Annotated in this window: 13 protein-coding genes; 7 read left to right on the forward strand and 6 right to left on the reverse strand. The window is 63.0% G+C overall.

The window, feature by feature from the left end:
* Nucleotides 1–7: 7 nt before the first annotated feature.
* A complete protein-coding gene (locus ABIA30_RS25580; RefSeq protein WP_370070674.1) occupies nt 8–1,228 on the reverse strand; it encodes an amidohydrolase family protein in 1,221 nt (406 codons plus the stop codon).
* Between the two features lie 248 nt (nt 1,229–1,476).
* Here ABIA30_RS25580 and ABIA30_RS25585 point away from each other — a divergent pair, with 248 nt between their 5' ends.
* Together ABIA30_RS25585 and ABIA30_RS25590 are read left to right on the forward strand one after the other, a co-directional pair.
* Entirely contained in the window at nt 1,477–1,932 is a 456-nt protein-coding gene (locus tag ABIA30_RS25585) for a flavin reductase family protein (protein WP_370070756.1), read from the forward strand.
* Between the two features lie 52 nt (nt 1,933–1,984).
* The gene (locus ABIA30_RS25590) at nt 1,985–3,343 is read left to right on the forward strand and encodes an MmgE/PrpD family protein (protein ID WP_370070676.1); all 1,359 of its coding nucleotides are present in this window, start codon (nt 1,985–1,987) and stop codon (nt 3,341–3,343) included.
* 40 nt (nt 3,344–3,383) lie between these two features.
* Here the strand turns inward: ABIA30_RS25590 and ABIA30_RS25595 are convergent, their stop codons facing one another.
* Together ABIA30_RS25595 and ABIA30_RS25600 are read right to left on the reverse strand one after the other, a co-directional pair.
* Nucleotides 3,384–4,088 carry an enoyl-CoA hydratase/isomerase family protein gene (locus ABIA30_RS25595; protein ID WP_370070678.1) on the reverse strand — a complete coding sequence of 235 codons (705 nt, stop codon included), beginning with the start codon at nt 4,086–4,088 and terminating at the stop codon, nt 3,384–3,386.
* 16 nt (nt 4,089–4,104) lie between these two features.
* Complete coding sequence (locus tag ABIA30_RS25600; RefSeq protein ID WP_370070680.1) at nt 4,105–5,259, reverse strand: LLM class flavin-dependent oxidoreductase; 1,155 nt, start codon at nt 5,257–5,259, stop codon at nt 4,105–4,107.
* Nucleotides 5,260–5,422: 163 nt separating this feature from the next.
* Here ABIA30_RS25600 and ABIA30_RS25605 point away from each other — a divergent pair, with 163 nt between their 5' ends.
* The 3 genes from ABIA30_RS25605 to ABIA30_RS25615 all read left to right on the forward strand — a co-directional run bounded on the left by ABIA30_RS25605 (nt 5,423) and on the right by ABIA30_RS25615 (nt 8,662).
* Nucleotides 5,423–6,241: an amidohydrolase family protein gene (locus ABIA30_RS25605; protein ID WP_370070682.1), complete on the forward strand. Its 819-nt coding sequence runs from the start codon at nt 5,423–5,425 to the stop codon at nt 6,239–6,241.
* A 112-nt stretch (nt 6,242–6,353) separates the two neighbouring features.
* Nucleotides 6,354–6,998 (forward strand): TetR/AcrR family transcriptional regulator, encoded by a 645-nt coding sequence (locus ABIA30_RS25610; protein ID WP_370070684.1) that lies wholly within the window; start codon nt 6,354–6,356, stop codon nt 6,996–6,998.
* Nucleotides 6,999–7,096: 98 nt separating this feature from the next.
* Nucleotides 7,097–8,662: a class I adenylate-forming enzyme family protein gene (locus ABIA30_RS25615; protein ID WP_370070685.1), complete on the forward strand. Its 1,566-nt coding sequence runs from the start codon at nt 7,097–7,099 to the stop codon at nt 8,660–8,662.
* Nucleotides 8,663–8,715: 53 nt separating this feature from the next.
* On the opposite strand, the gene ABIA30_RS25620 is transcribed toward ABIA30_RS25615, so the two are convergent.
* Entirely contained in the window at nt 8,716–9,804 is a 1,089-nt protein-coding gene (locus ABIA30_RS25620; RefSeq protein WP_370070687.1) for an LLM class flavin-dependent oxidoreductase, read from the reverse strand.
* A gap of 152 nt (nt 9,805–9,956) precedes the next feature.
* Between ABIA30_RS25620 and ABIA30_RS25625 the strand changes: the two genes are divergently transcribed.
* Nucleotides 9,957–10,472 carry a DoxX family protein gene (locus tag ABIA30_RS25625; protein ID WP_370070689.1) on the forward strand — a complete coding sequence of 172 codons (516 nt, stop codon included), beginning with the start codon at nt 9,957–9,959 and terminating at the stop codon, nt 10,470–10,472.
* Nucleotides 10,473–10,545: 73 nt separating this feature from the next.
* Here the strand turns inward: ABIA30_RS25625 and ABIA30_RS25630 are convergent, their stop codons facing one another.
* Nucleotides 10,546–11,664 (reverse strand): adenylate cyclase regulatory domain-containing protein, encoded by a 1,119-nt coding sequence (locus ABIA30_RS25630; protein ID WP_370070691.1) that lies wholly within the window; start codon nt 11,662–11,664, stop codon nt 10,546–10,548.
* A 230-nt stretch (nt 11,665–11,894) separates the two neighbouring features.
* Between ABIA30_RS25630 and ABIA30_RS25635 the strand changes: the two genes are divergently transcribed.
* Complete coding sequence (locus tag ABIA30_RS25635; RefSeq protein WP_370070693.1) at nt 11,895–12,248, forward strand: VOC family protein; 354 nt, start codon at nt 11,895–11,897, stop codon at nt 12,246–12,248.
* 52 nt (nt 12,249–12,300) lie between these two features.
* Here the strand turns inward: ABIA30_RS25635 and ABIA30_RS25640 are convergent, their stop codons facing one another.
* Nucleotides 12,301–12,681: a hypothetical protein gene (locus tag ABIA30_RS25640; RefSeq protein WP_370070695.1), complete on the reverse strand. Its 381-nt coding sequence runs from the start codon at nt 12,679–12,681 to the stop codon at nt 12,301–12,303.
* Between the last annotated feature and the right edge of the window lie 36 nt (nt 12,682–12,717).

The raw sequence follows: 12,717 nt of genomic DNA on the forward strand, positions 1-12,717 counted from the left end.
AGGCCGATCAGACCTCGATCTTGTACAGCTTGGCCGCGTTGTCCTGAACGATCTTGCGGATCACGTCCGGCGCCAGGTCCTTGAGCTTCTCCTCCGAGCGCTCGACCGGGTTCGGGTAGAGGCTCGTGGGGTGCGGGAAGTCGGTTTCCCACAACACATTGTCCGCGCCAATCCGGTCCAACAGCGCCAGTGGCCCGGCATCCTCGAACCAGAAAGTGCCGTAGACACCCTTCTGGAACATCTCCTTGGCCGGCGGCAGCTCCGGCGGCAGCCCGCCCGGGAACTCCTCGCGGTACTCGTAGTCGATCCGCTCCAGGACGTAGGGGATCCAGCCGATGCCGCTTTCGACGCTGACCCAATTCAGCTTCGGGTAGCGGATGAGGACATCGGAGGCGCAGAGGTTGGAGATGAACCGCGAGTTCGACAACTCGGTCTGGATGGAACGAACCGGCTTGCCGGCTCGTTCCGGCAGCGACGGCCACGCCGCACCACCCTGTTCACCCTTCCAGTTCCGGGCACCGATGTGGATGTTGATCGGCAACTCAAGCTCGGACAGCACCTCGTACAGCGGGTACCAGTGCGAGGTGCCCAGATCCGGCAGGCCGCCCAGATGCGGCTCACCGGCCATCAGCACACCGGTCAGACCGATGTCCTTGGCGCGCCTGGCTTCGGCGATGGCCTGATCGATGTCCCAGAACGGCAGCATCGCCTGCGGCAGTAGCCGCTCGGAACCCTCGGCCTGCCACTCGCGCATCGCGTCGTTGTAGATCTGGCAGATGATTAGGGACAGGTCACGCGGCAGGCCCTGGACCATCGCCGGCGCGGCGAAGCCCATGATGTTCGGATAAACGATCTGGGCATAGATACCCATCTCGTCGAGCAGGTCGACGCGTGGCTTGGCCTCGACCGCGGCGCGGTGGATCTCCTCCTTGCTGCCTCCGATCTGGCTCGTCTCGCGGTCGTACTCCTCCATGTTGGCGCCGTAGTAGGGGATCTTCTCCCCGGCCTTGTTCACGAAGGCGATGCTGTTGTTCTTACTGAGCTTCTGATGCCCGTTCACATACCAGTAGCTGATGCCATCCTCATCAAGATGGCACTGCGGCACCAGATCCTTGTACTTCTCCGGCGTGCGGGAGGTCCACAGATCCTCCACTTCGGTGATGTGCGAATCTGCGTCGATCAGTTTCAGACCTGCGAATGGTCCGCTCTCGCGTGGCTTGTAGGTCATCGATGTGCCCTTTCATCCTCTTCGGCGGGATTCGGCAAGACCACGCCTGCGCCTTACTGCAGTAACGTGCCACGCCACTCCGGCCATGTCAACGACCACGTTTACATACCGGACGTCGACCTGTCAACAGACGCGTTGACACGCGTGCGGGCCCGACGTAGATTCGTTGTATGACTTCAGATTCGGCGACAGATTCGGGGTTCGACGCGCGGAGCGCCGACGTCCCCGCCGACTTGTTCCGGGCCGTGATGGGATCGGTGTGCACGCCGGTGTCGGTGGTGACGGCCTTCGACGGCGCGCGTCCCCACGGCACAACCGTGAGTGCGTTCTGTTCCCTGTCCCTGAATCCGCCACTGGTGCTGGCTGCCCTGGACCAGGGCTCGGCTCTCCTGCAGGTCTTGCGGAGCAGCAGTCGGTTCGGCCTGAACGTACTGAGCCACGGCCAGGATTCGATCGCCGGCCGATTCGCCACCAAGGGTGACGACAAGTTCAAAGACGTCACCTGGGAGTCGCGTTCCGAGGTTCCGCACATCGTCGACTCGGCGTGCTGGTTTGCCTGCGAAGTCGACCAGCTGGTTCCCGGCGGCGATCACACCATCGTGATCGGCCGGGTAGTCGAGACGGACCACGTAGAGCTGGCACCCCTCACTTATCACCGGCGCGCGTTCGGCACCCACGCGGCGTCGATTACCCAGACCGCATGACCGGGAGCCGAACCAGCCCCGAAGACTACGTCGAGTCTGGTTTGCTGCCTTGATGGGCACAGAATCACGACAGGTAACCCGGGAGTTGGCGGACTTTGTCCGCAACCCACCCGGCACGGTCGTCTCGCCGCGCGCGACGGATGTGGTCAAACAGGCCGTCCTGGACCTCTTTGGTGTGACGGTGGCAGGCACTGTCGAGGAGGCCAGTCTCATTGCGCTGGCCTACGCACGGTCTCAGGGCGCACCCGGCGCCTCTGCGGTTCTCGGCGGCCGCGCACGGCTCGCGCCATCGGCAGCTGCGCTGGTCAACGGAACGTCGGGGCACGCCCTTGACTTCGACGACATCGGTCTCGGCGCAGGCCATATCAGCGTGGCGATCATCCCGGCGGTGCTGGCCGTAGCCGAGCTGGTCGGCGCCGACGGTCTCGGTTTCATCGAAGCACTCGTGATCGGGTATGAAGTCGCGCATCGGCTGACCACCATGTACGTCGACACCCGGCTGGGGCCATACGCCGCCGGCTATCACAAGCCGTCCGTCTACTCAGTCTTCGGAGCGACCAGCGGCGCCGCCCGACTACTGGGACTCACCACGGACCAAACTGCTCACGCGCTCGGAATCGCGGCCTCGCAGGCCGGCGGACTGCGCGCCAACTTCGGCACGATGACCAAACCACTGCACGCCGGGCTGGCCGGCCGCACCGGGGTCGAAGCAGCATTGCTGGCCCAAGCCGGATTCACCGCCAGCACCGAAATCCTGGAACAACGGTTCGGCTGGCACGACGTCATCTGCCGGGGCGAAGGTGAGCTCGCTACCGTGGTCGCCGGGCTCGGCGACCGCTACGCCGTGGAGGAGGGAATGGTCTTCAAGCAGTATCCCTGTTGCGGCGCAAACCATTACGCGATCGACGCCACGATTGCCCTGCTGCGCGAGTCAGGTTTGCACGAGCCCGATGTCGCGCGCATCGATGTTTGGATCGAACAGCGGAACCTCAACGAGGTCCTGGTCTATCCCTGGCCCCGCACCGCGCTGGAGGGCAAGTTCTCCTTGGCGTACAACGTGGCAGCGGCACTGGCCGACCGTGCGGTGTCCGTGCAAACGTTCACCGGGCCTGCACTGCAAAGACTTTCGCCATTCCGAGACAAGGTGTTCGTGCACGCCACCGACGATCTGCCCCAAAACGGTGCCCGCGTGACCATCATGACCACAGATGGCCGAACCTTCGAACGCGAACAACTGATCGTGCGCGGCAGTCTCGCGCAGCCGATGGCATGGCATGAGCTGGAATCCAAGTTCCGCGCGAACGTGCAAGGGCGGATCAATCCGGGAGCAGTTGATGACGCCATCGCGGCGATAGCAGGCCTGGACAAGGTGAACCGGCTCGCTGACGTCACCGAGCCGCTCCTCGGGTGACCGGCCGGCGGCCGGCCGAGCTTCGTAGATCCAGTTCGAACTACCGACCCTCGGCCACCGCAGCCGCGAACGCCAGTCGGTCGGAGATGCTTGCGCTCGACAGCTGCCGCACGAGCCTGCGCGTACGGGCGATCGCGTCGTAGTCGCCCAGCAAGAGTTCAGAAATCCGCGCGTCCACCGCGCGGTCCAGATCACCGCGATCCACCACTGCGGTGACCAACTGCATCTGTTGGGCTTCTTCGGCGTCGAACCGCCTGCCCGTGAGCAAGACATCCAGACCGGCGGTCTGGCCGATTCGAGCGAGACAAGACACCGCGGCCGGACCGGCAACGAGCCCGAAGCGCACCTCGGGAAGACCGAATACCGCGTCGGTGACCGAGATACTGATGTCGGCAGCAGCCATGACGGCCAGGCCGGCACCGAATGCGGCTCCGTTGACCCGGCACACCACGGGCACCGGTGACCGATCGATGCGAACGAGGATCGACGACAACAGCGTCGTGGCCCGCTCGACCAGGGCAGGGTCGCCCAATTCCGAGCGGTCAGCTCCCGAAGAGAAGGTGGCACCCGCGCCGGTGAACACGACGGCACGGACCGACCGGTCCTGTGCCAGCTCTGCCAGTAGGTGGTCGATGTCTGCAAGCATCTTGGTGCTCAACGCGTTTCGAGTCGGGGCGTCGTTCACCGTATAGGTGACGACGCCCCGCTCGTCCCGCGTGAGCGCGGACGCCATTGGCCGGCTCATCGGTAGCATTCTCCGATCAGACCCAGGTTCCCTCTTCGTCCTTTTGGGAGAATCGTGGGAAGATCTTCTCGGCGAACGTGTGCAGCATCTCCTCGTTCTCCTCCGGGTCGAGGTGACCCTGGCCGAACTGCAGCCACATCTCGGTGAATCCGAGCCGCTTCTGGGCATCCTCGATCTGCCGCGATACCTCGTCCACGTCACCGATGAGGCAGTTGGCGTAGCCCTGGCCGAACGGCAGGAAGAAGGTGTTCCAGTACCAATCGTGCTCATCCTTGATCGCCTGCAGGCGGCTGGGGTCGTTGCCCAGCATCAGCACGCCGCCCCAGGCCGCCGCATCCTCGCGCTTCACCTCACGACCGGCCTCATCGGCGGTCTTGATGTAACGGCTCCACAGCGCCTCGCAGAACTCCATCTGGTTGGCCATCACAATCGGCTTGCCACCCTCGCGCGCCCACATATCGATGGTCCGCATGCTGTGCGCGAATGCTCCGTACAGCGGCGGGTGCGGGTCCTGGTAGCAGCGCGGCGCGATGCCGATCTCGTGCACCATGCCGTCCTCGCCCATGCCGGCGCCGTACTTCTCGTAGGCGGGGTGGCCGGTCAGACCGGACTTCGGTGGGAACTGCCAATACTTGCCCTCATAGCTGAAAGTCGAATTGAGCCACGCTGTTTTGACGATCTTCAGTGACTCTTCGAAGATCTCGCGGTTCATGTTGTCAACGTCGTCACGGCTCTTGGCCAGCTCTGGCGTCGTTGCGTTGACGCCGGGCACGGCAGCGTAGGACCCCACCCAGCGGCTCTGGTACCCGCGGGTGAAACCGACGTTGAGCCGGCCCTTCAGCATGTGGTCGAGGGTGGCGATCTCCTCGGCGGCGCGTACCGGATTGTGCGTAGGCAGCACGTAACCCAGCGTTGATACCCGCATCCGCTTCGAGTGCAGCCCGACGAACAGGCTGAACATCCCCGGGTGGTTGGTGATCTCGAAGCCCTCGATCTGCAGGTGATGCTCGTTATGCCCGTAGCTGGCGTAACCCAAGTCGTCGGCCAGCCGGATGTATCCGCGGATCTCCTCCAGATACCGCTGATACAGCTCCTTGTTCTGACCGGCCTTCCCCTGCTCGATCTCGTGACGCCGGCCGATCATGCCGGGCTGAATCAAGTGGAATTTCATCGTTAGACCTCCATCGAGCGTCGGCACTGCTGCCCCTTTTTCGGAGCATGCCGGAGCGATTCACCTTTGTCAACTCTCGTGTTGACTACCATCTACACAGGTGTTGATCGAGTACTCAACGCCAACGTTGACAGGGTTTGTTGTTGCTCCTTACGCTGGCCAGGTGTTCGAGCTACCAGAGGGCGTCGTCGACGCGTGGATCAACCCCAACCTTGGCCCGCTGACCGACGGCAACGACGTCTCCTACCTATTCCCCGGTCTGCGTGAACGCATCGAAAGGGGCACCACCCTCGGGCAACTCATCGACGAGATGGACGAGGCGGGTGTGGCGCAGGCGGTGTTGTGCTCCGGCTATTCAGGCGCGGGCGATCTCGATTGGGTGATCGCGGCACGGAACAAATATCCGGACAGGTTCCGGCTGTCACACGTCGTGGATCCTCGCGAGGGCATGAAGGCGGTCCGACTCGCCGAGGAACTGGTCAGATCCGAGGACTACCGGCTGATCCGCATGCTCGGCCTGCAGACCCGGCTCGCCTACAACGATCCCGCGTATTACCCCGTCTATGCCAAGTGTGTCGAACTCGGTGTCCCAGTGGGACTTAACGTCGGATTTCCCGGCCCACAGGTCCCGAGCAAATATCAAGATCCAATCGCTGTCGACGATGTCGCGGCGTTCTTCCCGGAGCTGACAATCATCCTGCAACACGGTGGCGAACCGTGGGTGGACACCTGCGTCAAGCTGATGGTGAAGTGGCCCGGGATCCACTACATGACATCGGCGATCGCCCCGAAGCACATTCCGCCGGCGATCATCGCCTACGCCAATACCCGTGGCGCCGACCGTGTCATGTTCGCCAGCGATTATCCGCTGCTGACCCACGCACGCTGCATGCAGGAAGTTCGGGAACTTCCGTTTCGCGATGCCGATCGCTTCACCAAGTTCGTCTCGAGCAACGCACAGCGGCTGTTCTTCGGGCACTGACCGCAACCGTCGGACCGCCCGCCCGACGTGCACACCAGTGGTAGCGTGAGCCAGCATCAACGCCGGTGTCTACTGGCGTCAACCTGACGCTGTCATATGGAGGTAGTGAGCAATGGCGAAAAGCGGCATCGACGCCCGCAGGCAAGCTGCCCTCGAGGATGGTAGCGCCGCCTACCTGGCCCGACGTGAAGAGATCGTCAAGGCCGCTGCACACGTTTTCCGAGACCGCGGATTCGAAGCAGCCACCCTGCGAGACGTGGCGGCAGCACTCAACACCGACCGCGCGTCGCTGTACTACTACGTGGGAAGCAAAGAGGAACTGCTCCAAGAGATCGTGCGCCAAGCCCTCGGCCGCGACATCGAGACCGCGGAGGCGGTGAAGCGCAGCCGGGCCTCCACCAGGGACAAGATCGCCGCGCTCATCGAAGCCATGGTCAACTCCTACGCGGACAACTATCCGCACATGAACGTCTACATCGAGGACCTCGGCCGGATTGCGCGTCAGGACAGCGAATGGTCGATTGATGTCATTGCCCGGACGCGAGCCTACGAGTCCCTGGTCAAGTCGATTCTGGCCAAAGGACAACGCGACGGCACCCTGCGCAAGGACATCCCGGTCGATCTGTCCGCCCTGGCATTGTTCGGCATGATCAACTGGATGCACCGCTGGTACCGTCCGAACATCAAGTGGAGTCCCGAAGAAGTGTCCAAGACGTTCACGGAGATATTTCTGAAGGGCGCCGAAAACAACACGTAGCCAAACAGTCTCACCGCGGCCGGTTCATGAGGGATACTTGTCAACAAGTTCGTTGACAAGTTAGTGAGTCCTCAGTGTCGATCGTGCGGAGTGATGCCGTGTTCCAACTTGATGTCGAGCGCATCGCCACGACGCCGACAGTGCTTGCGGCGGTCGCCTCGGCCAAGCCCGATCACCCGTTCATCGTGGCCGACGACGGCGACCTGAGTTACCGGCAGACCGCACAACTGAGCGCAGCCATCGCCGCAAGTTTGACTTCGCGCGGGCTCGTCCCCGGTGAACGCGTCGGTATCTTGCTACCCAACGGATCACGTTGGTGCGCAGCGCTGCTCGGTGCACATGCTGCCGGTCTGTGTGTTGTGCCACTGAATACCTGGTACCGCCGCGATGAACTCGCGAGCGTCGCTCGCCGGGCCCGGCTCCGCACCATCGTCACCCAGGCAGAGATATTCGGACATGACACGGCGGCCGCGGTCGACGACCTCGACATCGACGGCTACCTGGGCCCGATCTTGTGGCCTGTCGGTAACCAGTTGCCCGAGTTCGCGCCGCAGAGCGGGTGGCAAGATGCGCTTTCAACGCTCCGCTGCTCACCGGCGCGCCCCGAAGCCGACGCGTTGGTGCTGTTCACCAGCGGCAGTTCCGCCGCACCGAAAGCGGTCAGGCTCACGCAGGGCAGCTTGATTCGCAATGCACATGCCATCGGTGAGCGTCAGGGCATCCGCGCCGACGACAGGTTCTGGTTTGCCTCGCCGTTGTTTTTCGTCTTCGGATGCGCCAACGCACTGCCGAACGCACTGACTCATGCCGCCACGCTCTGTGTACAGGAGCGTTTCGAGCCATCCGCCGCGCTGAAATTCATTGAACGCCAACGCTGTAGCGTCTACTACGGCGTTGCCCCCGTCACCCGTGCGCTGGCTGCGTGTCCCGAGCTCGCCGATCGGGACATCTCGGCGCTGCGCACTGGAACCGCCAACGCAACTCCCGAAGATCTGCGCATTGCGATCGACGAGCTCGGCGTGGCCGAGGTCTGCAACGCCTACGGCATGACCGAGGGATACGGGCACACGGCAATGACGGCGCACACCGATCCAAAAGAGGTCCGGATCTACTCCCAGGGCACTGCGCTTCCCACCCAAGAGGTTCGGATCGTCACCGCCGGGGCTCCGGCCGCAGCCGGCACTCCCGGCGACATTCAGATCCGCGGAACAGTCACGCCTGGCTATCTCGACGGCCCATGCGACTCGCTCGCTGCCGACGGTTGGTTCACCACCGGCGACATCGGAATGATCGACTCAGAAGGTCGCCTGCACTACCTCGGTCGGGGCGACGAGATGATGAAAGTGCAGGGTATCAACATCTCTCCGCTCGAAGTCGAGTCGCTACTCGTACAACATGATTCAGTCGACGAAGCGTTCGTGTTCGGTCTACCGACGCCGGAGGGGGATCAGCAGGTGGGCTGCGTTCTGGTTTCCACGGTGGACTCGCACCAGCAGGAGCCATTGGCCCTCGACGTCGCGGCCTGGTTGCGCAACCGCGCTGCCGCCTACAAGGTGCCCTCCAACATCCGGGTCGTTTCCGCGACCGAACTACCGCTGACACCGACCGGCAAGGTCAGCAAGCGGCTGCTCAAGGAACAGACCCAGGCCCTGCTGCAGGGCTGACAGCGAAAAGTCCCTTCCCTCTGCGCGATTGGCGAAGGGAAGGGACTCTACGGTCAGCTGAACGCCGGCAGCACCTCTTTACCGAAGAGCCTCAGCGAGTCCATGGTGTGCTCGTGCGGCATGTCCTTGTACTGCACGAACAGCAGCAGGCGGTCGACACCGATGGCTTCGTATTGCTTGGCCAGCTCGATGCATCGGTCCGGATCACCGACCAGGATCATGTTCCGCGAATCCAGGTAGTCGTAGTTGAACTTGTCGTAGTCCACCCCGACGAAGCGCTGGTAGTAGTCGTACGAGCTGTTCTCCTTGAGATCGGGGATCAGCGAGGTGAGCAGCTCGATCTGGTCGTGCTGGTAGCGCATCACACCGGCCTCGGCACGCTCACGCGCCAATTCCTTTGTCGCGGCGCAATGCGCCATCGTGAACACTGCCGTCTGGTTGTTGACGAACTGACCGATCGGCGTCGCGGTCTTGATCCGTTCCCGGTACTTCGCGATGCGCGAAGCAACCTCTTCGAAGGCGAGCGCGAGCGTGAAGGACAGCAGACCCAAACCGAGTTCACCTGCCACCTCGTGTGATTCGGGGCTGGTGCACGACATCCAGAGTGGCGGATGCGGCGACTGCAGGGGCTTGGGCACCATCGGCCGGGCGACCTGGTTGAAGTACTTGCCCTGATGTTCCACCACCGGGTTGGTCCAAGCCTTCAGGATCAGCTCCAGCGACTCGCGCCACATGTCCCGGGTCTCTGCCGGGTCGATACCGAAGCCCCCGAGCTCAGCAGCAGTGGCCGAACGTCCGCTACCGAACTCGAGTCGGCCCTGCGACAGCAAGTCCAAGGTCGCGGCCTGTTCGGCGGCCCGAATCGGGTGGTTGTAGGGATAGGGCAGCAGCCGGACACCGTGGCCGATCCGGATCTTCGACGTCTGTGCCGCGATCCAGGACAGCAGCACCTCGGGCGCCGAGGCGTGAGAGAAGGACTCCAGGAAGTGGTGCTCGACTGACCACACCGAGGTGAAGCCGAGTTCCTCCGCGGTCCTGATCTGTTCCATCATCTGCAGAAAGTGCTGGGACTCGTCGGCCCGAGAAACGCCAGGCGGCATCTGCCATTCGTAAAGCAGTCCGAATTCCACGTTGATCTCCATGCGTCGCTAGTGGGAAAGCCAGGCCATGCGCTGCCCGGGCAGAACTAAGACTGCCCGGCTCAGCTAGCGCTGTCAACTCTCGTGTTGATAGCATCAACGCTTGTGTTCACAATTTCAACACCCGTGTTGCCCCGACGCTGCGGACGGTGCGCATGACGGCCTTCGACGTCAGCGTGCTGATCCTCCGTGCAACGCTGGGCATCACGCTTGCCGCGCACGGATACAACAAGTTCACCGGCGGCGGCCGTATCCCGGGAACCGCGGCGTGGTTCGACAGCATCGGCATGAGACCGGGCCTGTTCCATGCGCGAGTCGCCGCGACGATCGAGATCGCGGCCGGCCTGGGCCTGGCGCTAGGACTACTGACTCCGATTCCAGCGGCCGGATTCGTGGCTTTGATGCTGGTAGCCGCGTGGACTGTGCACCGGCACAACGGATTTTTCATCGTCAAGGACGGCTGGGAGTACAACCTGGTCTTGGCGCTCGGCGCCATCACCGTGGCAATGATGGGCGCCGGTCGGATCAGCCTGGACTACGCACTGTTTCGCGGCACGTGGCTCTGGCCTGTGTTGGGCGGCTGGTGGGGCTTGTTGATCAGCCTGACTCTCGGGCTGGCGGGCGGCATCGGTCAGCTGGCGTTCTTCTATCGACCGGCACCGTCGGCCTGACCGGAGACCGCGGCGATCACCGACTGCGAAACGCTTTGCGATAAAGGCAGTTTCGAGGTAGTGCTGTCAGCGACTACGTCGCCTCGACGACACTGGCCCGAAACAACCTGACCTCCGCGCGGATTCCTTTCAAATGTGCCGCCTTCTCGAACGAACAGGCGATGCCACTGGAGTCACCGATCGCCGCACGTGTTTCCTCGGTGACGAGCACCGCCCCGGCGGGCGCCGTACCGGTAACCCGGCTGGCCAGGTTGACCGGACTCCCATACCAGTCACCGGCCCGACTGACCGCCAGCCCGGACGCGACGCCGGCTCGCAGGGGCGGCAGCTGGTCAGTCGCGGCGGCACGAAGCACGTCCAGTACCGCGCGAGTCAGCTTCTCCGCGTCGGTGCTGACCAGCATCACGGCATCACCGATGGTCTTGATGAACCGCACCGGCTCGACGACGACGCGGCGGGTCAGGTCGGCCAGGCGGCTCGCGACCTGGACCAGGTCCTGTGGCGGGACGGCCTCCCCCAATCTCGTGAACCCGACAACATCAGCGAACGCCACGGTGACCGGCCTGGCGCCAGGGAGCTGCCCCGTGGCGCGTTCTGTGGCATTGATCGCTTCGGTCTCGAACGAATGCCGCAGCGTAAGTCGTGCCAGCCCATTGATCATCGGATCGAGCAGTGGCTCGACCCTCAAGGCGAGCTGCTCCAACGCCTCGGCAAGTTCGAGCTCCGTGGCCCCGGGCCTGATCAGCGTCTGCAGCGCAGCCTGCCTCATGGTCACCGCGAATCGCGTCAGCCCATCCACCAGCAGTCGAACCAGTAGGGCAACCTCATCGGCGTCGAACCCAAACGCGACCAAAGATGCCGCTGGCACAATCGATTCGGCGTCCGAGCGGGAATACAGGGTCTCATCCGGATCATCTGCGCGGGCCAATCCCACGGCGAAATGGAGCCGCTGGATGAGGTCCACCGGCAGACCACTCGACTCTGCAACCGCTCGAGCGGAGCGGACGGTCCCGTCGTCGCCGATGCTGCGATTGGCGGCTAACATGATCGGGCTCAACGAGTTTCGGATCTGATCTAGACGAAATCCCCGTTCGAGCAGCCACTCGACCAGCTCGTGACGCTCGAGGCGTGCCTGCCCGGTCAAGCCCTCCAGCAGACCTGACCGGTCTATGCCGTCGGATTCGCTGGCCACATGTCAAACTTACCGGCAACTCGTCGGCCACCGCGCTCCATCGGCCCACTCACCCCGCGACACCGGTGACCATGCAGCACCACCTTCGGCCTTGAATCGAATTTGGTCAACATATACGTTGATGTCGTGGCATATCGTGATCGATTTCTCGGCCGCGGTCCGATCTCGGTCAGACAAGCTCCGATGTCGCACACCTACTCGAAAAACCATTACGGCCTTAGGAGACTCGGTTGAGCAAGCCAGAAGTCAAGATGATCATTCTTTCGACTGACGACCTCGATGAATCGATCCGGTTCTACAACGAAACCTTGGGAATGGACGTCAAGTTCCGCGACGGTACCCACTTCGCCGCCCTCGACGGCGGTGGTGTCACCCTCGCGCTGGCCACTGCAATAGACCATCCCATTCCGGGACAGGTCGTGGTGGGCATCAAAACCTCGGACGTCGATGCCGCGGCGAAGGCCATCGAGGCCAACGGTGGCGGGATAGTGCAAGGTCCGTACGACGACGCGCACGAACGCCGCGCCGTCGTATACGACAACAAGGGCAACGGCATCGTCTTCTACAGCCCGTTGGGTCGGTAACGCCCCGGTGAAATGCCTCTGGTGACGCCAGCCGTCAGAGGCATTTCACGTATCACCATTTTTCGACGTACGCGTATACGGCAGTGCCGGCCGCACTCATCCAACCCTTGGACGCCGCATAGGACAGCATCTTGTCGAAGCGGCGGTGCCACTGGGGCGAACGGTCCACCGTGTAGGACCGCAGCCAGTCCACGTTGATGGCGGTATTGCTGCCGTCCAGACAACCGGCACCCACCGACTTCAATGCGGCGTCGATGATCCCGTTGGGTATCCAGTCGGGCGCTCGCAGGCTGATCAAACTCAGATTGTTCTCGTCACTGAGGCTCACTATCGATGGTTTGGTCCGGCTGAACAGTACGTCGACGTACACCTTCACTCCCTTGCTTGTCGCCACTTCATACAGCGCGGTCGGCTCCGAGCTCGGGAATGTCATCGGTGCTTCAGTCTGGATAGCTCAGCGATCGCCGAT

Origin of the sequence: Mycobacterium sp. MAA66 (genome assembly GCF_041261665.1) — a bacterium.
Classification (GTDB): Bacteria; Actinomycetota; Actinomycetes; order Mycobacteriales; family Mycobacteriaceae; genus Mycobacterium.